This is a genomic window from Paeniglutamicibacter sp. NPDC012692 (genome assembly GCF_042901625.1).
Lineage (GTDB): Bacteria > Actinomycetota > Actinomycetes > Actinomycetales > Micrococcaceae > Paeniglutamicibacter.
The window spans coordinates 975,694-1,001,058 of record NZ_JBIBDE010000001.1 but is presented as its reverse complement, the minus strand read 5'-3'; the positions used below and the strand labels follow the sequence as shown (position 1 = coordinate 1,001,058).

21 protein-coding genes are annotated in these 25,365 nt (G+C 69.5%); 16 read left to right on the top strand and 5 right to left on the bottom strand.

What is annotated here, in order from left to right:
* Nucleotides 1-48: 48 nt before the first annotated feature.
* From ACFY5D_RS04635 to ACFY5D_RS04610, 6 genes are read left to right on the top strand one after another with little or no spacing between them, the layout of a single operon-like run.
* Nucleotides 49-1,089: a GNAT family N-acetyltransferase gene (locus ACFY5D_RS04635; RefSeq protein WP_387525664.1), complete on the top strand. Its 1,041-nt coding sequence runs from the start codon at nucleotides 49-51 to the stop codon at nucleotides 1,087-1,089.
* Nucleotides 1,082-2,002 carry a family 16 glycosylhydrolase gene (locus ACFY5D_RS04630; protein WP_387525661.1) on the top strand — a complete coding sequence of 307 codons (921 nt, stop codon included), beginning with the start codon at nucleotides 1,082-1,084 and terminating at the stop codon, nucleotides 2,000-2,002. The genes ACFY5D_RS04635 and ACFY5D_RS04630 overlap by 8 nt, the downstream gene beginning before the upstream one ends.
* Nucleotides 1,995-4,319, top strand: a complete 2,325-nt coding sequence (locus tag ACFY5D_RS04625; protein ID WP_387525658.1) for a phosphotransferase — start codon at nucleotides 1,995-1,997, stop codon at nucleotides 4,317-4,319. The genes ACFY5D_RS04630 and ACFY5D_RS04625 overlap by 8 nt, the downstream gene beginning before the upstream one ends.
* Entirely contained in the window at nucleotides 4,316-6,121 is a 1,806-nt protein-coding gene (locus ACFY5D_RS04620; protein WP_387525656.1) for a hypothetical protein, read from the top strand. Before ACFY5D_RS04625 ends, ACFY5D_RS04620 begins: the two co-directional genes overlap by 4 nt.
* On the top strand, nucleotides 6,118-6,588 hold the full coding sequence (locus tag ACFY5D_RS04615; RefSeq protein WP_387525653.1) for a hypothetical protein: 471 nt from the start codon (nucleotides 6,118-6,120) through the stop codon (nucleotides 6,586-6,588). Before ACFY5D_RS04620 ends, ACFY5D_RS04615 begins: the two co-directional genes overlap by 4 nt.
* A gap of 21 nt (nucleotides 6,589-6,609) precedes the next feature.
* Entirely contained in the window at nucleotides 6,610-7,635 is a 1,026-nt protein-coding gene (locus ACFY5D_RS04610) for an endonuclease/exonuclease/phosphatase family protein (RefSeq protein ID WP_387525652.1), read from the top strand.
* Between the two features lie 104 nt (nucleotides 7,636-7,739).
* Here the strand turns inward: ACFY5D_RS04610 and ACFY5D_RS04605 are convergent, their stop codons facing one another.
* Complete coding sequence (locus ACFY5D_RS04605) at nucleotides 7,740-10,382, bottom strand: DNA topoisomerase (ATP-hydrolyzing) subunit A (protein WP_387525649.1); 2,643 nt, start codon at nucleotides 10,380-10,382, stop codon at nucleotides 7,740-7,742.
* 123 nt (nucleotides 10,383-10,505) lie between these two features.
* Between ACFY5D_RS04605 and ACFY5D_RS04600 the strand changes: the two genes are divergently transcribed.
* The 3 genes from ACFY5D_RS04600 to ACFY5D_RS04590 are packed head-to-tail and all read left to right on the top strand — an operon-like array spanning nucleotide 10,506 to nucleotide 15,135.
* Nucleotides 10,506-13,208, top strand: a complete 2,703-nt coding sequence (locus ACFY5D_RS04600; RefSeq protein WP_387525646.1) for a GNAT family N-acetyltransferase — start codon at nucleotides 10,506-10,508, stop codon at nucleotides 13,206-13,208.
* Nucleotides 13,209-13,252: 44 nt separating this feature from the next.
* A complete protein-coding gene (locus ACFY5D_RS04595) occupies nucleotides 13,253-13,933 on the top strand; it encodes a DUF5998 family protein (protein ID WP_387525643.1) in 681 nt (226 codons plus the stop codon).
* A 17-nt stretch (nucleotides 13,934-13,950) separates the two neighbouring features.
* Complete coding sequence (locus ACFY5D_RS04590) at nucleotides 13,951-15,135, top strand: alkaline phosphatase family protein (RefSeq protein ID WP_387525640.1); 1,185 nt, start codon at nucleotides 13,951-13,953, stop codon at nucleotides 15,133-15,135.
* Nucleotides 15,136-15,227: 92 nt separating this feature from the next.
* Here ACFY5D_RS04590 and sepH read toward each other — a convergent pair whose 3' ends face one another.
* Entirely contained in the window at nucleotides 15,228-16,352 is a 1,125-nt protein-coding gene (gene sepH, locus ACFY5D_RS04585) for a septation protein SepH (RefSeq protein WP_387525637.1), read from the bottom strand.
* Between the two features lie 366 nt (nucleotides 16,353-16,718).
* Here sepH and ACFY5D_RS04580 point away from each other — a divergent pair, with 366 nt between their 5' ends.
* On the top strand, nucleotides 16,719-17,021 hold the full coding sequence (locus ACFY5D_RS04580; protein WP_387525635.1) for a DUF4193 domain-containing protein: 303 nt from the start codon (nucleotides 16,719-16,721) through the stop codon (nucleotides 17,019-17,021).
* Nucleotides 17,022-17,101: 80 nt separating this feature from the next.
* Here ACFY5D_RS04580 and ACFY5D_RS04575 read toward each other — a convergent pair whose 3' ends face one another.
* Nucleotides 17,102-17,665 (bottom strand): DUF3093 domain-containing protein, encoded by a 564-nt coding sequence (locus ACFY5D_RS04575; RefSeq protein ID WP_387525632.1) that lies wholly within the window; start codon nucleotides 17,663-17,665, stop codon nucleotides 17,102-17,104.
* Nucleotides 17,666-17,791: 126 nt separating this feature from the next.
* Here ACFY5D_RS04575 and dut point away from each other — a divergent pair, with 126 nt between their 5' ends.
* From dut to ACFY5D_RS04555, 4 genes are all read left to right on the top strand, one after another.
* Nucleotides 17,792-18,262 (top strand): dUTP diphosphatase, encoded by a 471-nt coding sequence (dut, locus tag ACFY5D_RS04570; protein ID WP_387525629.1) that lies wholly within the window; start codon nucleotides 17,792-17,794, stop codon nucleotides 18,260-18,262.
* Between the two features lie 46 nt (nucleotides 18,263-18,308).
* Nucleotides 18,309-19,112, top strand: coding sequence for a DUF3710 domain-containing protein (locus ACFY5D_RS04565; RefSeq protein WP_387525628.1), 804 nt, complete (start codon nucleotides 18,309-18,311; stop codon nucleotides 19,110-19,112).
* A gap of 7 nt (nucleotides 19,113-19,119) precedes the next feature.
* Complete coding sequence (locus ACFY5D_RS04560; protein WP_387525625.1) at nucleotides 19,120-19,554, top strand: hypothetical protein; 435 nt, start codon at nucleotides 19,120-19,122, stop codon at nucleotides 19,552-19,554.
* 76 nt (nucleotides 19,555-19,630) lie between these two features.
* Nucleotides 19,631-20,359 (top strand): DUF3159 domain-containing protein, encoded by a 729-nt coding sequence (locus tag ACFY5D_RS04555; protein ID WP_387525622.1) that lies wholly within the window; start codon nucleotides 19,631-19,633, stop codon nucleotides 20,357-20,359.
* Between the two features lie 40 nt (nucleotides 20,360-20,399).
* Here the strand turns inward: ACFY5D_RS04555 and ACFY5D_RS04550 are convergent, their stop codons facing one another.
* Both ACFY5D_RS04550 and ACFY5D_RS04545 read right to left on the bottom strand, forming a co-directional pair.
* Nucleotides 20,400-21,068 carry a potassium channel family protein gene (locus ACFY5D_RS04550; protein WP_387525620.1) on the bottom strand — a complete coding sequence of 223 codons (669 nt, stop codon included), beginning with the start codon at nucleotides 21,066-21,068 and terminating at the stop codon, nucleotides 20,400-20,402.
* Nucleotides 21,069-21,076: 8 nt separating this feature from the next.
* A complete protein-coding gene (locus ACFY5D_RS04545; RefSeq protein ID WP_387525617.1) occupies nucleotides 21,077-21,751 on the bottom strand; it encodes a potassium channel family protein in 675 nt (224 codons plus the stop codon).
* 187 nt (nucleotides 21,752-21,938) lie between these two features.
* Here ACFY5D_RS04545 and ACFY5D_RS04540 point away from each other — a divergent pair, with 187 nt between their 5' ends.
* Together ACFY5D_RS04540 and ACFY5D_RS04535 are read left to right on the top strand one after the other, a co-directional pair.
* Nucleotides 21,939-23,975: an APC family permease gene (locus ACFY5D_RS04540; RefSeq protein ID WP_387525614.1), complete on the top strand. Its 2,037-nt coding sequence runs from the start codon at nucleotides 21,939-21,941 to the stop codon at nucleotides 23,973-23,975.
* 5 nt (nucleotides 23,976-23,980) lie between these two features.
* A complete protein-coding gene (locus tag ACFY5D_RS04535) occupies nucleotides 23,981-25,333 on the top strand; it encodes a class I SAM-dependent RNA methyltransferase (RefSeq protein ID WP_387525611.1) in 1,353 nt (450 codons plus the stop codon).
* The last annotated feature ends 32 nt before the right edge of the window (nucleotides 25,334-25,365 follow it).

Sequence of the window (25,365 nt, the reverse complement as noted above, 5' to 3'; positions counted from 1 at the left end):
GTTGGCCGCTTCCGCCCGGGCAACGAGCGATGAGAGATGGTGCGTCCCATGATCAAACACCTGGTGGCCTCGCCCGTTCCGCGGGACAAGTGGCACAGCGTCTTGGCCAACGACCCGGGGGCCCTGCCGGAGCACGCGCCTGAATGGGTTGATGCCATGGTGGCGGACGGGCGCTACCGCGATGCCAGCCGCCTGTACTCCTTTGCCGACGGCCGGGAAGTGATACTGCCGATGGTCAGGCGCCGCGGCCTGGCCGGCGCCGGCGGATGGCTCCAGTCCTACCCGTCGGGATGGGGCATGGGAGGGCTCGTCGGGGACGACGTCGACGTCGACATGGCCCGCGCGGTGCTGCACGACCTGCGCGGGCTGGGCCGGCAGCGCGTGTCCATCCGGCCGGATCCGCAACGCTGGCACCCCTGGGCCGAGGCCCTCGATGCGGGCGTCCTGGCGATCCCGCGCCGCGCGCACGTCATCGACCTGGCAGGCGGGGCCGAGGGAGCCTGGAACGGCCTGTCCAAGTCGGCCCGCCGCGGCATCCGGGCCGCGGAACGCGAAGGGGTGCGCATCGAAACGGGCCACTCCGGCGCGCTGCTGGGGGAGTACTACTCGCTGTTCCTCACGTCGGTCGACCGCTGGGCCGCGCACCAACACGAACCGCGCATGCTCGCCCACGCACGGGCCAGGCGCCGCGACCCGCTGGGCAAGCTGCAGTCCATCGGCCGCCACCTGGGTGAGAACTTCACCGTCACGCTCGCCTATGTCGATGGCAGGCCGGCGGCCGGGTCCATCACGCTGTTCGCCGCAACCGCCCACGACACGCGTGCGGCCATGGACAAGGAACTGGTCGGGAGCACGGGGGCGGGGGAACTGGTCCAGTGGACGACCCTGCAAATGGCCTGCGACAGGGGATGCGCCGAGTACCACCTGGGCGAGTCCGGCCAGTCGGCCGCGCTGGCGCGCTTCAAGGAGAAGTTCGGCGCGGTGCCCCACGACTACGCCGAGCTGCGGCTGGACCGGCTGCCCTGGACCCGCACCGATGCCACGCTGCGCCGTGCGGCCAAGCGCGTGATCGGATTCCGCGATGTCTAGCCGGCCCTGGACCGCGGTGTTGGGCGCCACCCTGGCGCTCGCGCTGGTTCCGCTACTCGGGTCCAGCGTGCGCCCGCAGGTGATCGACCAGGACAGCGGGTCGCTGGCCGCGGAGGCGGATGCGGGCGGCTTCGCGATGCCTCCCGTGGCGGCGCCCCAGGGCAAGGATCCCGCCGCTGTCAAACCCAAGGACAAGATCCTGCTGGATGAGGGCTTCGACGGAAACACGCTGGACACCTCCATCTGGAACACCTGCCACTGGTGGCAGGAGGGCGGCTGCACCATCGGCTCCAACGAGGAGCTCGAATGGTACCTGCCGCGACAAGTGAAGGTCTCGGGCGGGGCCCTGCAGCTGACCGCCGAACACCACACCATCTCCGCCTCCGACGGCAAGGACTACGGCTTTGCCTCGGGCATGGTCACCACCGGGCCACCGGCCCACGAGAAGGCGCCCAAGCTGGCGTTCACCTACGGCAAGGTCGAGGCCCGCTTCCGGATCCCCACGGGACAGGGGCTCTGGCCGGCCATCTGGCTGCTGCCGGCCAACGAGGAATCCACGCCGGAGATCGACATCCTGGAGGTGCTGGGCCACGACGCGGGCCGGCTGCGGATGCGCCTGCACCCCAAGGACAGGGAAGCACGCTCGATCGGGAAAAAGTACGTCCTCCCGGACGGCTACACCCTCGCCGGGGGCTGGCACACGATCGCCGTGGACTGGTCGCCCGGCAAGCTGGTGTACTACCTGGACGGGCGGCAGGTGTGGCAGCTGGTGGACCAGCAGGTGCCCGACGAGCCGATGTACCTGGTGATGAACCTGGCGGTGGGCGGCTCCTTCCCCGGGCCGCCCGACGCGGACACCAGGTTCCCGGCCGTCTTCGGCATCGACCACGTCCGGATCCGGAGCAATGACTAACGTGAAAAACGGACTCGTGGACTCGGTGAAGACGCGGATGGGCGACCCGCTGCGGCGCAGCGCCGATGCGCTGATCATCGGCACCGGGCTGACCTCGCTGCTGGGCCTTGCGTTCTGGGCGCTGGCCGCGCGCTGGCTCCCGACGGAGGCCGTGGGCGTGGGCGCGGCGCTGATGTCGACGGTGACCCTGCTGGCCAACTTCGCGACCCTGGGCATGCGCAACGGGCTGCTCCGCTTCCTGCCCGGGGCCGGCTCCGGCACCCTGCGGCTCATCCTGACCTGCTACGCGTTCTGCGCCGGCGCGGCCATGCTCGCGGCGGGGATCTTCCTGGCCGGGCAGCCCGTGTGGGCCCAGAAGCTCGGGTTCCTGCGCGAAAGCCCGCTGGCGGTGCTGGCGTTCGTGCTGGGCACCGCCGTCTGGGTGATCTTTGTGCTGCAGGACCAGGTGCTCATCGGCCTGCGGCGCACCGGCTGGGTGCCGATCCAGAACGGGGTCTCCTCGGTGCTGAAGATCGCCGCGCTGCCGCTGCTCGCCTCGACGGTGGCCTGGGCGGTCTTTGCCGCCACGGTGCTCCCGGCAGTGCTCGCGGTGCTGTTCGTCGCGGCCCTGGTGCTGCGCTTCGCGCGGCAGGCCGCCGCCCTGGACCCCCGCCCCGCCGCCGAGGCCCGGGTCCCGCTGGCCCGGCTGGTCAGGTTCGCCGCCCCCGACCACCTGGCGTCGCTGCTCTGGTTCGCGACCACCGACGTGCTGACCCTGATCGTGCTCCACGTGGCGGGCGCGGAGGCCAGCGCCTACTGGTTCATGGCCAACACCGTGGGGTATGCGCTGTACCTGGTCACCAGCAACGTCGGCAGCGCGCTGATCGCCGAGTCGGCGCACGACCCGGACCACGCCACGGCCCACGCCCGCCGGGCCCTGCTGCACAGCGCCCAGCTGGTCGTCCCGGCCGCGCTCGCCGGGATCCTGCTGGCACCCCTGGTGCTGCACCTGATGGGCCCGCACTACGCCGAAAACTCCACGGGCGCCCTGCGGCTCATCCTGGCCTCGGCGATCCCGCAGCTGGTCGTGGGGATCGGCATCAGCACCGCCCGGGTCCGCGGGGACATGCGCACCGTGCTCGGGGTGTACGCATTCACCGCAGCCTTCACCTGGGGCGGGTCCTGGGTGGCCCTTGGCTGGTGGGGACTCACCGGCATCGGCGTGGTGATCCTGGTCAACCAGTGCCTGGTCGCGCTGTTCCTGCTGTGCTCCGGGCGCTCGGGGTTGTGGGCCGACCGCCGGGGGTGGCGTTCGTTCGCCGCCGAGGCCGGGCGGCTTCCCCGGGCCTGGCGGCAGTGGCGCAACGCCCGGCGCAGCGCGCGCCTGGTGGCGCCGGCCCTGGCTGCCTGCGGGCTGCCGGCCGCCACGAAGTCCCGGCTGCTGACCTCGGACTCCGACACCCTGGTGCTGGCCGCCGCCGGTGCGGAGGGGGAGCTGGTGGTCAAGATCGCCATCTCGCCGGCGGCCTCGCGGGGCATCGACCTGCACGCCGCGGCCGTGGCCGGCCTCGGCGCGAAGCTCGGCGGCGACCTGGCGGCGTTGCTGCCGCGGACGGTGCACCATGCCACGCTCGGTGGCCGGCGGATCCTTGCCGAGACGCGGCTGCCCGGCCGGCCCGCCACCGACTCCGACCCGGCCGCCATCGACGCCGTTGCCCGCACCGTGCTCGCCACCATGCGCAGGATCCACTCGGCGACGGGGGCCGTGCGGGACATCGACGAGGGACTGCTTGCCGAATGGGTCGACGGCCCGATCGCCGCGATACGGCAGGCGTACGGACTTCCGGGCACCGCGGCCAAGCTGGACAGGCTGTCCGCCGAATTGCGCGGGGCCTGGCTCGGCCGGCAGGTGCTCACGGGGTACGTCCACGGGGACCTCTGGCCTGGCAACGTGCTGGTGGGCGGGGAGCCGGAAACGCCGCGCGTGTCCGGCATCGTCGACTGGGAAAACGCCCGCGCCGTCGGGCTGCCGGACACCGACCTGCTCCACTGGTGGCTCACGACGCGGCCCGGCGAGCTGGGCGGCGCGGTGCTCGAGGCGCTGGAAAGGCCCGATGACCTGAGGTCCGGCCTGGCGAAGCTGGGCGTGGAACTGCCCAACGAAGATCTGGAAATCGAGCACCTGGTGTTGCAGACTTGGCTGTGGCACGTCGAAGCGGGTCTGGCCCGTGCGTCGACCAACAGGGTCGGGCTAGTCTGGCTGGCCCGCAACGTCGGACCCGTCATCAGGTTGTTCGACGTCGACAACGGAAAAACAAGGGCGGGGGGCCTGCGGTGAGTGTACGGAGCCACGGGGCGCTGCCGGTTTCGCAGGAACCACCGGTCTTACCGGACCCGCCGGCGCTCCTCGGCCCGAGGCCCGCCCATTCCCTGCCGCGGCCCGCCGACGGGCGTCCCGCGCGGATCCGCCGGGAGCTGGTGTTCGTGGCCGTGCCGGTCGTGGCCGTGGCACTCTGGATCCTGGGATTCCAGGGGGCCGACCCGCGCAACATGGGGGCGCTGGGCTTGCTGACTCTGTTCACCCCGCTCACGGTGGCGGCGCTGGTGTTGCTGCTGGGCGGATTCCTGGCCAGCCTGTACCGGCAACGCCCGGAATGGGTGCTTGCCACCTACCTGGTGACCTACATCGCCCTGATGCACGGCACACCCCCGGTGCTGTACGGCACCCTCCGCTATGCCTGGGCCTACAAGCACGTCGGCATCGTCGACTACGTCATGCGCAACGGGTCGGTGGACCCGGGCATCGAGGCCGGGCAGATCTACCACAACTGGCCCGGCTTCTTCACTGGCGGCGCCCTGCTGACGGAGCTGTCCGGCCAGCCGGACACCCTCGGCATCGCCTCCTGGGCGCCGGTGGCCTTCAACCTGCTGAACCTCGTGGTGCTGCGCTTCGTCTTCCGCGGCCTGACCCGGAACCCCACGGTCATCTGGCTGGGGCTCATGTTCTTCCTGCTGATCAACTGGGTGGGGCAGGACTACTATTCCCCGCAGGCCGTGGCCTACGTGTTGTACCTGGGCCTGATCGGGGTGATGCTCCGGCGGATGCCGCGGCGGGCCATGATCTGGCCGTTCGTCGCCATCGTCGCGGCGATCGCCGTCAGCCACCAGATCACCCCCATGATGATGCTGCTGGCCGTCTTCGCGCTGATCGCCCTGCGCCGCACCAAGGGGTGGTACCTGCCCCTGGTGGCGGGCGCGATCACCGCGGGCTGGGCGCTGACCGGGGCGCTGGACTACACCCTGCCGAACCTCATGGACCTGGTGTCCGAGTTCGGCAACGTCGTGGGCAACGCGGACCAGACCCTGGAAAAGTCCAGCGGGCAGACCAGCCAGGCGGACCTGCAGGTGGTCTGGGGAGGCAGGTTCACGGTGGCCGTGTCGGTGGTGGCCTCGTTGATCGGGGTGTGGCGCCACCGGACCACCGGAGGCCTGCTGCTCACCGCCGCCACGCTCATGGTCCTGCCGGGCGTGCTGGTGCTGACCACCGGATTCGGCGGGGAGGTGCTCTTCCGGGCCTTCCTGTTCGCGGCCCCGTTCATCGCCATCCTCGCCGCCCAGGCCTGCATGCCGCGCGAGGGCGGCGGTTTCCCGCTGCGCAGCATGGTGACCGCCGCCGCCATCATGGCCATGGTCGCCCCGGGGTTCCTGCTCGGGTACTACGGGAAGGAACGCGAGAACTACTTCACCCCCCAGGAGGTGGAGGCGTCGCGTTGGGTCTACACGCAGGCCGCCCCGGATTCGCTGCTCGTCGAGGGCAGCACGAACTACCCGGGCCGCTTCATCGACTACGACAAGTTCACCTACGTGCCGCTGGACCGCGAGCCGGAGGACTCGACGGCCGAAATGCTGGCCGATCCCGCAGCCAAGCTGGCGCGCTGGTTCTCCGACCCGAGGTACGCCGACGCCTACGTGCTGATCACCCGGGGACAGAAGCTCGCCGTCGACAACGGCGAGGCCATGCCGCCGGGCAGCCTGGAGCGGATCGAGGAGTCGTTGCGCCGATCCAAGGACTTCAAGATCGTCTTCCAAACGCGGGACGCGATCGTTTTCACGCTCTCGGGCGACGGAGCCGCACCATGAGCCGGCAGCGGATCATGCTGACCGGGGCCGCCGCGGTGGCCGCGGCGTTGCTCCTGCTGCTCGTCGTCGAGGTGGGCTGGGTGCGCACGCTCTGCGCCGCGGCGTTCTGCCTCCTGGCGCCCGGGTGCGGGTGGGCGCGGCGGATGCACTTGAAGGACCGGGGAGACACGCTGGCGCTGACCGCCGTGTTCAGCATCTGCGCGACCATCGCCGTGGGAACGGCCATGGCGGTCACCGGGTGGTGGTCGCCCGTGGCGGGGTTCGCCGTCCTGGTGCTCATTGCCGTGTGCGGATTCATGCCGTTCCGCCGCACCGCCGCCGCTCACAAGGTCGCCGACCCGAAACCGGGAACCTTCTCGCTCGAAATCGAAAGGGTTTCCCGGCTGCGCGTGGAGTACCCCGCCCGCGACCCCGAAGGCGACTTGCCGGGCGCCAACCGCGCGACGGACCCCGGGCCGCGGGGATGACGAACTAGGCGATTAGCTGACATGGACAGCCCGGAAAACTCGACGGCCATCGAGCACGAAAACCGGTCCCGGCTGCGCGGCCGGGCCTTCCGGAATCCCCGGCTGTCGGGCTGCACGGCACTCGCGGCGTTTTTCCTGGCGGTACTTCCCCACCTTGATCTGCTCGGACGCGGGTGGATCCCGGTCTTGCAGGCGCTGGTCCCGGCGCTTTGCCTGGCCGCGGCGGTCGTTGCCCTGCTGCTGGCGCTGGGCCGGAGACGCGCCCCGGCCCTGCTTCTGGTGGCGGGAGCCGTGCTGGGATTGCTGCCGACGCTGGTGCCCGTCGCCGGCATGCCCGCGGCCTCCCCGGCGGCACCGCTGACGGTGTTCAGCGTGAACGTCGAGCATTCGCAGGCGGATGTCGGCGCCCTGGCCGACGCCATCGAGGCACGCCGGGCCGACGTCGTTGTACTCGTCGAGGTCGACGAGGAACTGTTGGGCGACCTGCTGGCCCGCGGCGTCAAGGGGATCCTGCCGTACCGTTCGCCGGCCGTGACTCCCGGCGACACCGCGGGGACGGCCATCCTGTCCAGATTCCCGCTGAAGCCGGAACCCCGGATCCCGCTGGCGGAAGGGATCGTCGCCTTCGACCAGCCGGCGGCCGTGATCGAGCATCCGCGCTTCGGGCCGATCCGAGTGGCGGCCGTGCATCCGTACGCACCCGTCGTCGACGGCGCGCACAAGTGGAGAAGCATCCTCAAATCGATCGGCGCCTGGCAGGCCCGGCACACGGACATCCCGATGGTGCTGGCGGGGGACTTCAACGCCGGCCATGCGCACCCCGCATTCAGGGAGCTGGCCCGGAACTTCGCGGACACGTCCGCCGCCGCGGGCATCTTGCCGATCCCGACGTGGCCGGCAACCGGCGGCTTTCCGGCGTTCACGGCCATCGACCACATCCTCGTCCGCGGCCTGGCCCCCACGGGCTGGCAACGCGTCCTGATTCCCGGCACCGACCACTACGGAATCATCGCGACCGTCACCGGCATCGAGCCGGGCCGGCCGTAGGGCGGGGTTCGAGGCCCGGAAGCCGGCCCAAACGCGGCAAGCGCCGTCCCGGGCCCCGTGCGGGGGAGCGGGACGGCGCTTGCCGTTGATGTTGCCAGCCGGCGCTAGTCCTCGAGCAGCGAGTCCTGGACGGCGACGCGCTTGGCGGCCTCGACCTGGACCACGCCCGAATCGGCGAACGGCAGGCTGTCCACCTCGGGCGCCACCAGCGGTGCTCGGGTCGCCGGGGCCTGCGGCAGGCCGCCGTCCGCTGCGGGCTCCGCCGGGGTTGCACCGATCGACCCGCCGAGCACGTCGATGCCCTGGGCCAGCGGCACGCCGGAACCGTCGCGCTTTGCGTACTCGGTCGGCAGCGCACGCACGACGCCGGCGGCCGAGGCGGCACGCGCCGGGCCCGCACCGGCGTAGGCCAGCTCCAGCTGGTCCTCGCCCTTCAGGAAGCGGTGCGCCCGCACGCCGGCGGTGGCACGCCCCTTGGACGGGTACTCGGCGAAGTCGGTGACTTTCACCGAGTGCGATGCGGTGCCGGGCAGTGCGTCGGAGCCGGTGGCGATCGACACGAACACCGGGTGCTGCGCGGTCTCGGGGACCACGCCGAAGAAGATGATGGTGTCCTCGGCGCCGAGCTTGATGCCGGCCATGCCGCCGGCGGTGCGGCCCTGCGGGCGCACGGCGTTGGCGGCAAAGCGCAGCAGCTGGGCGCCGCGGGTCACGAAGACCAGGTCGGCCTCGTCGGTGGCCGGGGCGGCCCCGATGACGGTGTCCTTGTCCTTGAGCGTGATGGCCTCCCACTCGTCGCGGTTCAGCGGGTAGTCCGGGGTCAGCCGCTTGACCACGCCGTTGGCGGTGCCCAGCGCGACGACCTGGTTCAGCGGCACCAGGGCCACCATCTTCTCGCCCTTGGCCAGCTGCGCGAACTCGGCGATCTTCACGCCGCCGGTCAGCTGCGGGAAACCGTTGGCCGGGGGCAAGAGCGGCAGGTCGACGACCTGCAGGCGCAGCATGCGGCCGGTGGAGGTGATGCCGCCGATCTCCCCGCGGGCCGTGGTGGCCACCAGGGAACCGAGCACGTCGTGCTTGGTGCGGGCCCCCGAGTCGTCGATCGGGTCCCGGTGCACGGTGCGGGCCACCTGGCCGGTGGCCGAGAGCAGCACCCAGCACGGGTCGTCCGCGATCTCCAGGCTGAGCGGCGCCGCCTTGCCGGTGCCGACCACGGACGGCATGGTGGTGCCCTTCAGCGGCGTGCCGGACTCGGATTCCAGCAGCACGGTGCGGCGCGGGGTCGCAAACTTCTCGCCCATCTCCGCCAACTCGGAGGAGACCAGCTCGCGCAGGACCTCCTCGGAGTCCAGGATGGCGCGCAGCTCGTCGATCGCGGCGCGCAGCTCCTCGGCTTCCTTCTCCAGCTCGATGCGGGAGAAGCGGGTGAGCTGGCGCAGGCGCAGCTCCAGGATGTGGTTGGCCTGCAGCTCGGTCAGGTCGTAGATCTTGATCAGGCGTTCGCGCGCCTGCGCGGTCTCGTCGGAGGAGCGGATGATCGCGATGACCTCGTCGATGTCGACGATCGCGATGAGCAGGCCCTCGACCAGGTGCAGGCGGTCAAGCTTCTTCTGCAGGCGGTATTCCGTGCGGCGCCTGACCACGAGGATGCGGTGCTCCACGTAGACCGTGAGCAGTTCCAGCAGGCCCAGGGTGCGCGGCTGGCCCTCGACCAGTGCCACGTTGTTGATGCCGAAGGAATCCTCCATCGGGGTGAACTTGAACAGCTGGGCCAGCACCGCGTTGGGGTTGAAGCCGTTCTTCAGCTCGATGACCAGGCGCAACCCGTGGTTGCGGTCGGTCAGGTCCATGACGTCGGCGATGCCCGTGAGCTTCTTGGCGTTGACCGCGTCCTTGATCTTCTCGATGACCTTTTCCGGGCCGACCATGTAGGGCAGCTCGGTGATGACCAGGCCGGCGCGGCGCGCGGTGATCTGCTCCAGCTCCACCTTGGCGCGGGTCTTGAAGGTGCCGCGGCCGGTGCGGTAGGCGTCGCGGATGCCGTCCAGGCCCACGATCTTGCCGCCGGTGGGCAGGTCGGGACCCGGCACGAACTTCATGATGGCGGCCAGGTCGGCCTCCGGGTTGGCGATCAGGTGCCGCGCCGCGGCGATGACCTCGCCGAGGTTGTGCGGGGCCATGTTCGTGGCCATGCCCACGGCGATGCCGGTGGTGCCGTTGACCAACAGGTTCGGGAAGGCCGCGGGGAGGACCTCGGGCTGCATGAACTGGTTGTCGTAGTTGGGGACGAAGTCCACCACGTCCTCGTCGAGGTTCGCGGTCATCGCCACGGCGGAGGAATCCAGGCGGGCCTCGGTGTAACGCGGGGCGGCGGGGCCGTCGTCCAGCGAGCCGAAGTTGCCGTGGCCGTCGATCAGCGGCAGGCGCAACGCGAAGTCCTGGCTCATGCGCACCATCGCGTCGTAGATGGCGGTGTCGCCGTGCGGGTGCAGCTTGCCCATGACCTCGCCCACTACGCGGGCGCTCTTGACGTGGCCCTTGTCCGGCCGCAGGCCCATCTCACTCATCATGTACAGGATGCGGCGCTGCACCGGCTTGAGGCCGTCGCGGGCGTCGGGCAAGGCGCGGGAGTAGATCACCGAGTAGGCGTACTCCAGGAAGGAGCCTTCCATTTCGTTGGTCACATCGATGTCGACGATGTGCTCCACGAAGTCCGCGGGAAGTGGTTCAGGCTTTTTGCGCGCCATATTAAGTGTGAATCCTCGGTTCGGTACTGATGCCGGCCCTTGTCGGGGACCGTTTAGGGTGGTGCTTCGGTTTTGGCGCGTCGATCATGCAGCAACCGCCGCCGCGCCCGATAGGCTAAGCCTATGGTGGATGGTCGTAAACCCGGTGAATACCCGTCCCATTGGGAAGCGGATGTTGTCTTGCGCAATGGCTCAACGGCACACCTACGCCCGATTCAACCCAACGATTCCGACGGTTTGCAAAAAATGCACCAGGGCCAGTCGGAATCCTCGGTCTACATGCGCTATTTTACGTACAAGTCGGCGCTAACCGCCAAAGAGCTCAAGCGTTTCACCGAAGTCGACCACGTGGACCGTGTTGCATTCGTGGTCACCCGGGGCGAGGACATCATCGGGGTGGGCCGCTACGACAGGCTCGACGACCCCGCCGAGGCCGAGGTCGCGTTCAACATCGCCGACGCGTACCAGGGCATGGGGGTCGGGTCGATCCTGCTCGAGCACCTCGCCGCAGCGGCCCGCGAAAACGACATCGAGCGCTTCTCCGCGGAGGTGCTGCCGGAGAACCGGAAGATGCTCACGGTGTTCGCCGAGGCCGGCTACGCGGTCAAGCGCCACTTCGACGAGGGGGTCGTCATGCTGGAATTCAGCATCGACCCCACGGAGAAGTCCCGCGCCGTGATGGAGGCGCGCGAGCACCGCGCCGAGGCAAAGTCCTTGGGCGGTCTGCTGGCCCCGCGTTCGGTGGCCGTGATCGGCGCCAGCCGCGAATGGGGCTCCATCGGCTACACGTTGCTGAACAACCTCATCGAGGGCGAATTCAACGGCCCCGTCTACGGGGTCAACCCGGAGGCCTTCGAGCTCGGCGGCATGGTCAGCTACGGCACGGTGCGCGAAATCCCCGGGCCCGTCGACCTCGCCGTCATCGCGGTGCCGGAGGAACAGGTCCGCGGCGTCATCGAGGAATGCGCGACCGCCGGGGTCAAGGGCCTGCTGGTGGTCACCGGAGGCTTCGAGCAGGACGGAGAGGCGGGCCTGGCCCGCCAGCGCGAACTGGTGCACCTGGCCCGGGCCAACGGCATGCGCGTGATCGGCCCGGCCTCCCTGGGGCTGGTCAACACCGATCCCGCCATCCAGCTCAACGCCTCGGTGGCACCCGGCATGCCCAAGCGCGGCTCCCTGGGCCTCTTCAGCCAGTCGGCCGCCATCGGCGTGCTGCTGTACGCGGCCGCCTCGCGCCGCTCGATGGGCATCTCCTCCTTCGTCTCGGCGGGCCACCGCGCGGACGTCTCCGGCAACGACGCCATGCAGTTCTGGGAGGACGACCCCGGGACCAAGGCCGTGGGCCTCTACCTGGAATCCTTCGGCAACCCGCGCAAGTTCTCCCGCATCGCCCGCAGGCTCTCGCACTCCAAGCCGGTGATCGTGGCGAAGTCCGACGTGATGGGCCTGCGCCTGCCGCCCGGGCACGCGGTGCGCACCACCCAGGCACCGACCGCGGCCGTCGACGCGATGCTTCGCCAGTCCGGCGTCATCCGGGTCCGCACGAACGAGGAACTCATGGAGATCGCCCAGATCGTGACCTCCCAGCCCATGCCGGGCGGCAACGGACTGGCCGTGGTCTCCAACTCCGTGGCGCTGGCCTCCGTCGTGGCGGACGCTGCCGGGCAAAACGGGCTGCAGGTCATCGTCCAGGAGGCCGAGGTCAACCTGGAGGACGGCCAGTCCCGCGCGCTGCCGCGGCTGGCCGCGATGATCGGCTCGGTGCTCGCGAACCCGGAGGTCCACTGCGGCATTGTCACCCTGCTGCCCTCCGTGGGCGTGATGACCGACGCCCTGGCCAAGTGCATCCGCGAGGCCGCGGCCGCCGCGGGCAAGCCGGTGGTGGCGGTCTTCACCGGCATCATCGACGCCTCGATTCCCGCCGAGGGGCTGCTGGCCACGGGGACCGGCGAGGACGGCACCGTCCACGGCCTGCCGTGCTACTCGAGTCCCGGCGCAGCGGTGAATGCGCTGGCCGCGATCGTGCGCTACGCGGACTGGGTCGCCCGCGACCAGGGCGAGGTCGTTCCACCGGCAGACATCAACGTCGGCGCCGCAGCCGACTTCATCGAGCAATCGCTGACCTCCGTCTCCGGGCTGGACCTCCTGCACCTGCCGCGCTCCGCGGCAGCGGAGTTCCTGGGCCACTACGGCATCTCGGTGCTCGAGTCGGCGAAGTTCGGCACCGAGGACGAGGCCGTCGCCGCCGCGAAACGGCTCGGCTGGCCGGTGGCGCTCAAGGCCCGCGACGAGCACCTCCGCCACCGCCTGGACCTGGGCGGGGTGCGGCTGAACATCATGGACGAGGCCTCGCTGCGCGGGAACATCGGCCACATGCGCGAGGTGCTTGCCCCCTATGCGGCCCACGAGCTGGAGGTCCAGTCGATGGCCCCGGCCGGCCAGGGCTGCGTCATCCGCGCGGTGGAGGACCCGCTGCTGGGCCCGGTGGTCTCCTTCGGGCTCTCCGGGGACGCGGTGAACCTGCTCGACGACTGGGCCCACGGGATCCCGCCGCTGACCAACACGGACCTCGCCGACCTGGTGCGCGCGCCGCGCGCCTCCGCCCGGCTGCGCGGCTATCAGGGCCTGCCCGCGGTGGACGTTGCCGCGCTGGAGGACCTGCTCAACCGGGTCGCCACGCTGAAGGACAACCACCCGGAGGTCTCCCTGCTGGAGATCAACCCGGTGATGGTCACCGAGAAGGGGACCATCGTGCTGGCCGTCGACGTGTGGATCGGCAACCCGGGGCAGCGCACCGACTCGGCGCGCCGGGCCATGAGCCACTAGTGCACCCGCGCCCGGGCCGCGGGGGCTTAGGTAGACTTGAGGGCATGACCCCCCTTTCTTCGGCCAAAGGCCGTGACCTGCAAGCTGACCTCAACCGTGCCGGGTTCTACCCGAAAATGGTTTCGGACATCATTGACGAGGTGCTCGACGGCCGGGAACCGGGTGATCACCTGGTGCACCTGGAAACCCACTTCGACCACAACGAGGTCCACCGGCACATCACGGTGCTGGTCCTGGCCCAGGACGTGCTGTTGGTCGCACACGTCGACGACCAGCAGCTGGACGACAACGGCAAGGAGGTCATGGCCCAGATCTCCACCGAGCTGGTCCAGCTGGCCAAGGTCACCACGGTGGCCACCAGCTACGTCTACCACCAGCCGCAGAACTACCGCACCGGGGACACCGTCAAGGAGCTGACCCTGGGCATTGCCTGGGCTGGCGCCCAGCGCATCGACCTGGCACCGGCCGGATGCCCGGACCCGGCGTGCGACGCCGACCACGGCTACACCGGCACCAGCCAGCAGGAGGACCTGGTGCTGCGCGTCAGCGCCGAGGCCGACGGCGTCGCCGCGGTGAACGCCGCGCGCACCTTCGCCAAGGCCATCCGCCGGGCCTCCGCACCCCGCGGCAACGCCGTCGAGGCCAAGATCCAGAGTGCCCCGGCCGCCCCCGAGGTCCGCGGCCGCGTGGGCTCCCGCTTCGGCCGCAACACCCACCAGGGCTAGGGCGCAGGCACCGACACGTGGCTACAAGCACCAAGCTGGTCCCTTCCACCGAACTCCCGCCGCCGCCGCCCTACGGCAGCAAGACCATTGCCGAGCTGCTGCCCAGCGCGGCCGCCGCGCTGGGGGTCGAGGGGTACCAGAACACCCTGGGGCTCCCGGCCGCCTCGCGCGTGTGCGTGGTGATGGTCGACGGCCTGGGCAAGGCCCTGCTGAAGGCCCGCGGCGGGCACGCACCGTTCCTGCGCAAGCTGACGGATAACTCGCAGACCCTGCAGTCGCCGTTCCCCTCCACCACCGCAACCTCGCTGACGTCGCTGGGCACCGGCCTGGTGCCGGGGCAGCACGGCATCGTCGGCTACGACGCCGTGGATCCGGCGGGCCGGCGCGTGGTCAACCAGCTCAGCGGCTGGCCCGCGGACCTGGACCCGGTGGCCTGGCAGCCGCACGAGACGGTCTTCGAGCGCGCCGCGGCCCAGGGCGTGCACACCGCCACGGTGAGCATGTCGCAGTTCCAGGACTCGGCGCTGACCCGGGCCGCGCTGCGCGGAACCGAATTCACCGCGGCGAACGGGCCGCACGCGCGGGTGCGCGCGGCCACGGAGATCCTCGCCGCCAACCCCCGCACGCTGCTCTACTGCTACTGGAACGAGCTGGACAAGGCCGGGCACCGCTACGGCAAGGAGTCCCTCGAGTGGGGGCACGCGCTGGAGGAGGTCGACTCGCTGATGCGAACCCTGGCCTCCCGCGTCCCGGCCGGGACGCTGCTGCTGCTCACCGGCGACCACGGCATGGTCGACGTACCGGAGAAATGGCGGATCGACTACTCGGAGTACCCGGAACTCGTTGCGGGCGTCGAACTGACGGCCGGGGAACCGCGCGCGGTGCAGCTGCACTTCGCGGCGAACACCGGCGACGCGCAGCGCGCGGCCGTGGCGGATGCCTGGCGCGAGAACTTCGGGTCCAAGGCGTGGGTGCTCACCCGCGACCAGGCGATCGAGCACGGCCTCTTCGGCCGGGTCGACGACTCGGTGCGCGAACGCATCGGGGACCTGCTGGTCCTCGCGGCGGAGGACGTGGCCTTCCTCGACGGGCGCCGGGTCAACCCCGCGGCCTTCACCATGATCGGGCAGCACGGTTCGATGACCCGTGCCGAACGTGAGATCCCGCTGCTGACCCTGGCCAGCCCGAAAACCAAGAAGTAGCCACGCGGCCCACGGCCCCGAGGCCGGACGCAAAAGACCGGGCTCCCACTGCGCAATCGCAAGGGAGCCCGGTCTTTTTGGTGCGGTGACGCTTAGTCGTTGTTGTTGCGCCGGCCGAAGACGATCTCGTCCCAGCTGGGAACCGAGGAGCGCTTGGCCTTCTTCTTGCCCGCCGCATCCTCGTCGCCGGAGCCCTCGGCGTCCGCTTCCTCGACCGGGTCGGCAGCCGGGCGGAGGGCCGGAACCACCGAAATCTGCGTGGTGCGCGTGCTGACGCCGTCGTAGAGCCGGGGGAGTCCGCCGGTCTCCGGGTTCGCCGGTCCGGCGAGGCGCGGGTCGTCGTCCGGGTGCGGTGTTCCGGGGCGCTGCGTGGACGGGATGCGGGTGAGCATCGCCGCAAGGTTGTCGTCGCCGGCCTCGTCGAGGCCCAGGCGCTGGCCGCGGCGGGCGCTCAGGACGTCCAGGAGTTCCTCGGAATCGGCGACGGCGGCCTCGAAGTCCACGGCCTCGGATCCGTCGGCGTTGGCCTCCACGTCGAACGGGTGGTCAACGACGGCGGCCAGCCGGCGCGTGCCGGCCTGCTGCGCCTCGATCGGCTCAAGTTCGCTGAGCACCTGGGCCCAGCGGTTGGCGTTCTGCAGGGACTTGCGTCCCGGGTTGAAGATCCAGCGTGCCAGCGAATCCTCGCTGATGGATTCGACGTTCAACGCGGCGGTTGCGCCCGGAACGTCGAACGTGGCGACGATGTCCCACGAGCCGTCGGTGGAGCGCCACGCATCCCATTCCAGCGAGGCACCGTCGATGCCCAGCGAATGTGCCCGGTAGGCCACCATTTCGCCGAGGTTCGCGGGCTCTTCGCCGAAGATGCTGCGGTAGCCGTCGTGGGTTTGCGGGGCGGAGACCTCGACGTTGCGGGCCTGGGTCGCGATGTACTCGCGTTCGGCCAGCACCGGGCCCTCGTAGCGCATGATGTGCTCGATCGACATTCCGGAGGCCGCCGCGACTTCCTCGGCGGTCGCTCCGGCGCGGATCCTTGTCTGGATTTCGCGGGGCGAGAGCGGGGCTGCGGGCGCCTCGGTGCGGTCGGCCCTGGCTGCACGGGTCAACGCACTGCGCAACGCTTCATCGATGGGCAGCGCAAAGCTGTTGCCATCCTCGCTGCTCAGGTGCAGGCTTTCACCGTTCTCGTGGATGCCCACCAGTCGGAGTTGACGCATGACTATCCTCCACAAACCGTCGTGTATTGAGTAAAACTCTGCCACCTGTGGGCGCAATTACCTAAGATATGCCTTGGTGTGGCGCGGATCGGCTTTATGATTCTTCCCATGGAACGGCGTGGAACCGCCCGCGAACTGCGCCAGACACGGGCGGAAGTCCTTGTTCTTGGTCACGGAATCCCTGATCACGGGCAGAAAAGTGGGATGATGAACAATCTTGTTCCCTTGCGGGCACAAAAACGGGTGCGCCGGTGTTGAATCATAGGCGCATGCATACGCGTGGATGCCACGGGACGGGAAACAACCCGCACCGCGGCGACCGACCAGAACTACAGCTTGAACCAAGCGGAGTGTGAAGCAGCAATTATGGCAACCGACTACGATGCACCTCGGAAGCATGCCGAAGAGGACGAGAAGCCCGAGGCCCTGCCGGAGCTTAAGGCCCAGCGCAGCGCCAACACCTCGAACCTGATCGACGAGGACGAGGTCGACCTGGCCGACAGCTACGAACTGCCCGGCGCCGATCTTTCGGGCGAGGAGCTGCAGGTCATGGTGCTTCCGGCCCAGGCCGACGAGTTCACCTGTGCCTCATGCTTCCTCGTGCGGCACCGTTCGCAGATCGCCCTGGAAAAGGGCGGTTTGCTGTACTGCACCGACTGCGAAGGCTAAGGCCCGACGGCAAGAAAAATGGCGTGGTTCCCAAGTGGGGAACCACGCCATTTCTTTGTCCAGGGGGACCGGGCTGCAGACTACTCGTTGTCTGCGGCCTGGGCGGGGGAGCCGTCCGCTGGCTCCTCCGCGGGCTTGACCTCGTTGCGCGCGGCCTCTGCCTCGCGGAACTGGAACATGACGCCGCCCAGGGCCGCTGTGAGTTCCTCGGGGCGACGGGTCGATGCCAGCCAGTACGGGGTGGAGTCGCGCTCGTCGGTGATCTCGATGCGGACCACGGGGTCGATCCAGCCGCGGATGCACATGAAGGCGATGCCGTTCAGGCCCGGGCCGCGCTGGTTGTATGCGGCCGAGCCGCGATATCCGGTGACCTCGCCGACGAACTCGCGTTCGATGCTTGCCCGGCCCACGCGCACGGTGTCGGCGGTGACCTCGATGGTCGGGGTGCTGGTGAGCAACCCGAAGGTGATGAGCGCAAAGGCGACCAAGCCGGCGGTGAGGCCCCAGGTGATGCCGATGGGCATGAATGCCACGGCGGCGGTGGCGCCCAGTCCCAGCGAGATCAACCAAATCCACCAGGCCGGCCAGAGCTTTTCCTGGAAGATCGCGGGGGCATGGGGCGGTGTTGAAGAGTTCTCGGCCATACCTACAAGCATAGGCCGTGGCAACGGGGGCGATTGCCACACTCGGCCCGCCGAGGCACTAGAGTTGTAGTGCACGAGTGGAGCCGCCTGGCGGCCCGAGAACTAGCACCCCCTGGAGTGAAAAACATGTCCGAATCGACAGTCGATATTGCCCTGCGAATGCTGGATCCGGAACTGCCGGTGCCCAGCTACGCTCACGAGGGCGATGCCGGTGCGGATTTGTGCGCACGCGAAGACGTGACGCTGGCCCCGGGGGAGCGCGTCCTGGTGCCCACCGGAGTCTCCATCGCACTGCCGCTGGGCTACGTCGGACTGATCCACCCGCGCTCCGGACTTGCCACAAAACACGGCCTGACCGTGGTCAATGCGCCGGGAACCGTCGATGCGGGTTATCGTGGTGAGTTGAAGGTCACATTGTTGAACACCGATGTGCGGACACCCATTGCGCTCAAGCGCGGGGACCGGATCGCCCAGCTGGTTATCCAGAAGGTTGAGCGGGCCACCTTCATCCAGGTCGAAGAACTCGATGAAACGGTGCGCGGCGCAGGCGGCTTCGGTTCCACCGGTGGCTTCGAGACCGCTTCCACCCAAAGCTAAATCCCGCACCGCAACCTGACGGTCGATAAAGCAGAGAGCCACTTCCATGATTTTCAAGCGCAAGAACAAAGCGGCAGTCGCCGAGGCGCAGCCCGAGCAGACCATCGCCGAGTTGAACGCCGCAGCGTCGAAAGACCTTGAATCGGACCCCGTTGACGAGGTGCAGGCCCAGGCGCCGGCCGACGTCGCGGACGCCGCCGAGACGCAGGGAAATGCTCCGGCACCGGCCAAGCGGAACCCGAACGAGGGTCCCTTCGACGGGGACTCCATCGAGGACCACAGCGACTACCTGGACATGGGCGCCCTGCTGATCAAGCCGGTCCCCGGCCTGCAGCTGCGCCTCGAGGTCGAGGAATCGACCCAGCGCGTGATCGCCGTGGCCCTGGAAATGGGAGCCTCGCGGATGCAGCTGCAGGTTTTCGCTGCCCCGAAGACCGACGAGCTCTGGCCGGGCATTTCCACCCAGATCGCCACCGGCATTGCCGACCAGGGCGGGGAAACCGAAATGGTTCCCGGCCGCTTCGGCAACGAACTGCTGGCCCGCGTGCCGCAGACCGCGCCGGACGGCCGCCAGGGCTACGTGGTGTTGCGCTTCCTCGGCATCGACGGCCCGCGTTGGTTCCTGCGAGCCGTCATCGGCGGCGCGGCGCTGACCGACCCGGAGGAGGCGAAGGCCATGGAGGACGCGTTGGCCCAGATCGTGGTGGTCCGCGGCGACGTCCCGATGCCGCCGACCGAATTGCTGCCGTTGACCGTGCCGCAGGGTGCCCTGACGCACCCCGATGCCGCAGCGGAAACCCCGGGCACCGAGCGCCCCGAGCGCGGCCCGGAAACCACGCAGATCGGCTAGGACTCCCGTGCCGAAGGAACGCGCGGCCAGGCTCCGGAAGAATGCCGGTTCCCCGCCCGCGGCGGCGGCAGAGGAGTTGCCCGGTGCCCTCGCGCGTAGCCAAAGCGTGGAATCCCTGGCGCAACTGCCCGAGCGTGGGCACGTCAGCCACCGGGGCTTCGTGGAATCCATCACGATCCTGCCGGCCCAGCAGGCGCCGATGTTTTCCATCTCGGTGGTCGACCGCCCGGCGCCGCCCGGCGGACGCCGCGCCGCGGTGCCGCACCTGCGCCTGATTTTCGTCGGCCAGCGCCGGGTGCCGGGGATCTGGGCCGGAACCCGGCTGCGCTACGAGGGAATGGTCGCGCCGATCGACGGTGTGCCCACCATCTACAACCCGCGCTACGAGATCCTGCCCGGCCGCGGCGCCGGCCCCGCGCCGAAGCCCCGGCCCGGCGCCTGACCGTGCGCGCTGCAAGACCTACGCCCCCGCCCCCGTTCGGCCGCCGGCCGCACCGCACCCGAGGAACATCCCAGCCATGAGCGATCCCACCCCGAACACTCCCGAACCCGAGGAGCATGCCGCGCCCTCGGCCGAGGAAATTGCCGCGCGCATCGGTGCAAACGCCGGCATCGAGCGCCGCGAAGACGGGCAGATCGACGTGCTCAAGACCATCGGCGGTGTGCGTGGGCTCATCGAGTCGCTGCTCCCGGGCCTGGTGTTCCTGTCGATCTTCATCCTGAGCCAGCAACTGAACATCGCGCTGATCGCCTCCGTGGCCGTGGCCCTTGGCTTCACGGTGGCCCGACTGGTTCGCCGCGGCACCTTGGTCCAGGCGCTGACGGGCCTGGGCGGCGTGGTCATCTGCGCGGTGGTTTCCCGGGCGACAGGAGAGGCCAAGGACTACTACGTCCCGGGTTTCTACACGAACATCGCCTACGGCGCCGCGCTGGTCATCTCCATCCTGGTGCGCTGGCCGCTGATGGGCGTGATCTTCGGATTCATCCGCTCGGAGAACACGGTCTGGCGTGCCGACAAGATTCGGGCACGGCAGTATGCCTGGGCCACCTGGATCGTGGTGGCCGTGTTCGCCGCCCGCTTGGCGGTGCAGGTCCCGCTGTACTTCGCCGACAACATCGCCGCCCTCGGGGCCGCGCGCCTGGCCATGGGCGTGCCGCTGTACGCGGCGGGCCTGTGGGTCGCCTGGATGATTTCCCGGCCGCTGAAGAGCGCCGAAGCCGTGGCGGAAACCCCACCAAACTCCTGAGGCCGTGACCCCCGGAACGATGTTTCCGGGGGAGCGGGGCCTATTCGGTTCCGGTGCTGCGCAGCACGGTGCGCAGCTGGTCCTCCGCCACAATGGTGGTGACAAAAAACAGCTCGTCCCCGCCCTCGATGACGTCGTCCTGGCTCGGGGTCAGCGGGATGTCGTCGCGCAGGATCGCCACGACGGTCGCGTCGGTGGGCCACGGCACCATGCCGATGGTGTGCCCGATGAGCGCCGAATCGTGCGGCACCGTGAACTCGACCATCGAAACCACGCCGGACTGCAAGGTCATCAGGCGCACCAGGTCGCCGATTTCCACTGCCTCCTCCACGAGGGCCGTCATCAGGCGCGGCGTGCTCACCGCGACGTCGACGCCCCAGGCGTCGTCGAACATCCAGTCGTTCTTCGGGTTGTTGACCCGGCCCACGGTGCGGCCGACGCCGAACTCGCTCTTGGCCAGCAGCGAGACCACGAGGTTGACCTTGTCGTCGCCCGTCGCCGAGACGACGACGTCGACCTCCTCGAGCTTCGCCTCCTTGAGCACGCTCAGTTCGCAGGCGTCGCCGAAGAGCCAGCGGGCGCCCCGGACCCCGGCGCGCGATACGACCTCGGGCTTTTCATCGATGAGCAGCACTTCGTGCCCGTGGGAGATGAGTTCCTTGGCGATGGAACTTCCCACGGAACCTGCTCCGGCAATCATGACCTTCATGGGGGTGTCTACTCCGTGACTGGGTTCGGCGCGGTGGACAGGGCTTTTTCGATTTCGCTGGTGGCATCCACGGGCATCATGGCGTGGACGATGTCACCCTGCTGCAGTCGCGTGCCAGGCACGGGCAACATACCCTCGCCGAAACGCGAGAGGTAGGCGATGCGGATCGGGGCCGCTGCTTCAAGGTCTTCCAGCGCATGGCCGAACCAGCCCTCGTGGACGTTGACCTCGCCCAGCATCAGCCGGCCCGAGGCCTCGCGGAAGTCCCCGCGCAGGGCGTGCTCGGGAAGGATGCGGCGCAGCACCTGGTCGCTGCTCCAGCGCACGGCGGCAACCGTGGGAATGCCCAGGCGCTGGTAGATCTCGGCCCGTCCCGGGTCGTAGATCCGGGCGACGACGTGCGGGACGTGGTAGGTCTCCCGGGCGACGCGGGTGGCCAGGATGTTTGAGTTGTCGCCGCTGGACACCGCGGCGAAGGCGTAGGCCTGGGAGATGTTCGCCCGTTCCAGGGTGTCCCGGTCGAAGCCGACGCCCGAGACCTTGGTCCCGGAGAAGTTCCGGCGGAGCCTGCGGAAGGCCGCATCATCCTGGTCGATGATCGCCACCGAATGCCCCGCATCATCCAGGGTGTGGGCCAACGTGACCCCGACCCTGCCGCAACCCATAATGACAAAATGCGCCACGCGCCCGACCCTGCCTTTTCCTTGGTGGAACACCGACAAACCTGCGGCTGCCTCCCGGGGTTGGCCCCCGGACGCGGCCGCCAGGGACCCAGTCTTTCATGGAAAAGCGGGTCGATGCGGGATTCTTCACGTTCGGTCCCGCGGTGCTGTGTATGACAGGGCGGGTCAAAGCGGCTAACTTTGGATCGTGCTTTCATTCCTCGACGCCGTCAAGCGGATTCTGGTGGGGCGCCCGTTTAGGACAGAGCGCCTGAAGCAGGCGCCGCTGCGTAAACGCCTTGCCCTGCCCGTATTCGCGGCCTCGGGGCTGTCATCCATCGCCTATGCCCCGGACGAGGTGATGCTGACCCTGGCCCTGGCCGGGGTCACCGCCACGAGGATCTCGCCGACCGTGGGGCTGGTCATCATGGTCGTCATGTTTGTGATCATCGCCTCCTACCGGCAGTCGGTGAAGGCCTACCCGTCGGGGCGGGGCGACTACGAGATCGCGTCGGTGAACCTGGGGCCCAAGGCCGGGACCACGGTTGCCGCGGCGCTGCTTGTCGACTTCGTGCTCACCGTGGCGGTGTCGATCTCCTCCGCCGCCCACTACGTGATCGCCGCGTTCCCCGCGCTGGCCGGGAAGCAAGCCTGGATCGCCACGGCCGGCGTCGTCATCCTCACGCTGCTGAACCTGCGCGGCCGGGGGCGTTCGCGCCTGGCCAATGCCGCGCCCGTGTACCTGTTCATCGGCACGCTGCTGCTGATGCTGGCCCTCGGCGGGATCTTTGCGGCGACGGGAAACCTGGGCGCGGCCCCGAGCGCGGGCTTCGAGGTCGTCCCCGACCCGGCCTACCCGCACGGGCTCACCGGCGTGGCCGGGATCCTGCTGGTGCTGCGTGCCTTCTCCACCGGTTCGGCGGCGTTGACCGGCGTCGAGGTCCCGATCTCCAACGTGCACACCCTGGCCGAACCCAAGGCCAAGAACGCCGCGGCCCTGTTGCTGATGTTGGGGCTCATCGCCGCGGTGCTGACGCTCGGGACCATGTACCTGGCCCGGGCGGTGAACGTGCACGTGGTGGAGAACCCCGCCACGGGCCTGCGGCTGGACGGCGGGCCGGTTCCCGCAGACTACATCCAGCACCCGGTGCTCGGCCAGCTGGCCCACGCGATCTTCGGCGGGGGATCGGTCGGCTTCTTCGCCATCGTCCTGCTGACCGTCGCGGTGCTGCTTGTCGCATCGCACACCGCCTTCAATTCCTTCCCGAACCTGGCCTCGCACCTGGCCACGGACGGCTACCTGCCGCGCCAGCTGCGCACGCGCGGCGACCGGCTCGGGTTCTCCAACGGCATCCTCTCGCTGGCCTTCGCGGCCATCGCGCTGATCTGGTTGTTCAACGCCCACGTGCAGACGCTGATCCAGCTCTACGTGGTGGGCGTCTTCGTCTCCTTCACGCTCAGCCAGCTGGGCATGATCAAGCACTGGGGGCGCGCGTTGGCGATGACCCCGGACAAGCGGCTGCGCGCCCGCATCCGGCGCTCGCGCCTACTGAACCTGGTGGGCTTCGTGCTCACCGCCGCGGTGCTGGCCATCGTGCTCGGGACCCGGCTCATCCACGGGGCATGGCTGGCCGTGCTGGGCATCGTGGTGCTGTACGCCCTGATGGATTCGCTGCACCGGCACTACGTCGCCGTCGACGCGGAGCTGGCCATCGACACCGGGCAGTCGCCCACCGCGCTGCCGGCGCGCGTGCACGCGCTGGTGCTGGTGTCCACGGTGCGCAAGCCGGTGCTGCGCGCCGTGGCCTTCGCCCGCGCCTCGAGGCCCTCCAAGCTGGACGCGATCGTGGTGGACGCCGATTCCGAGCAGACCGAGGCGAGCGTCGCCGAGTGGGAGCGCCTGGGCATCCCGGTTCCCATCACGGTGCTGGCCTCCCCCTACCGCGAGATCGCCCCGCCGCTGATCGAATACATCCGCTCCATCAAGCGCGATTCCCCGCGCGACCTGATCGTCGTCTACATCCCCGAGTACGTGGTGGGCCGCTGGTGGGAGCAGCTGGTGCACAACCAGACGGCGGTGCGCATCAAGAACCGCCTGCACTACGAGCCCGGCGTCGTCGTGGCCTCCGTCCCGTGGCGCCTCTCGTCCTCGGACGCGGCCGCCTACGGCGGATCCACCGAGCAGGCCTCCCCGGGCCACAAGACCATTTCGGCAATACCGCCGGTTTCCAACGCGAAAGAATGAACCCCATGAGCACCGACACGAACATCCTGCGAGTACGCCTCGGCGCTGCAGCCCACGGCGGACACAGCGTCGCCCGCCACGAGGGCCGGGTGATCTTTGTCCGCCACGGCATTCCCGGCGAAGAGGTCAGCATCGCCCTGCGTGACTCGGGGGAGAAGTCCCGCTTCTGGCGCGGCGACGTCATCGAGGTCCACGAGGCCTCCGAGCACCGCGTGCCGCATTTCTGGGCCGCCGCCGATTCCCTGCGCGCCGCCGATCGCGGCATCCTCCCGGTGGGCGGGGCAGAGTTCGGCCACATGACCCTCGAGGCCCAGCGCGAGATCAAGGGCCAGGTCTTCCTCGAGCAGATGGAACGCCTGGGCAAGCTCGACGCCGCCGAACACGGGTTCACCGGCGTGCGCGCCCCCGAGGGCGAGAGCGAGGACGCGCTGGGCTGGCGCACCCGCACGGCGTTCGCCGTCGACTCCAAGGGTCGCCTGGCCATGAGCCCGTTCCGCTCCAACGACCTGATCCCGGTCAAGGAAATGCCGCTGGCGCACCCGAAGGTCAACGAGCTCAAGCTCTGGGAGCTGCCGCTGCTGGGCATCAGTCGCGTCGAGGTTGCCGTCGGTTCCGGCCGGGACGCCGGCGTGCTGGTGCTCTTCGTCGAGGACGGCACGCACGCGGGCGCCGCGGGCCGTGCGGCCAAGCGCCTTCCGGAATGGGCGTCCGCCGCCTCCGTCACCCAGGTCGGCGGCTCCGTTGCCGACGGCCGCGGCGAGCTGCAGCGCCTGCGCGGCCGCACCTGGCTCTCCGAGTCGGTGGCAGGGCACGACTACCGGATCACCGGCGAGGGCTTCTGGCAGATCCACCGCCTGGCGCCGGCCACCCTGGTCGAGCGCGTCATGGCCCATCTGGCCCCGGGCTACGGGGCCCGCGTTGCCGACCTGTACGCCGGTGCCGGGCTCTTCAGCGCCCCGCTGGCCAAGGCCGTCGGGGACGACGGAATGGTCCTGTCCATAGAGGGTGCCCCGGGCACCAGCAAGGACGCCGTGAAGAACCTGCGCGAATTCCCGCAGGCCGTCATCTCGCAGGGGCGCGTCGAGAAGACGCTGTCCCGTGAGCTGAACACCCGCAAGACCAAGCTGGATTCGATCGTGCTCGATCCGCCGCGCACCGGCGCCGGCAAGGCGGCGGTCTCCGCGATGGTCCGCTCGGGCGCCAAGAAGATCTCCTACGTTTCCTGCGATCCCGCGTCGTTCGCGCGCGACACCGCGGACCTGGTTGCCGCAGGTTTCCGGCTGAGCGAGGTCGACGTGATCGACCTCTACCCGCACACGCACCACATGGAAACCGTGGGCCTTTTCGAGCGCCGCTAGTCGTGGATGTGACTCCGTTCGACCCGAACGTG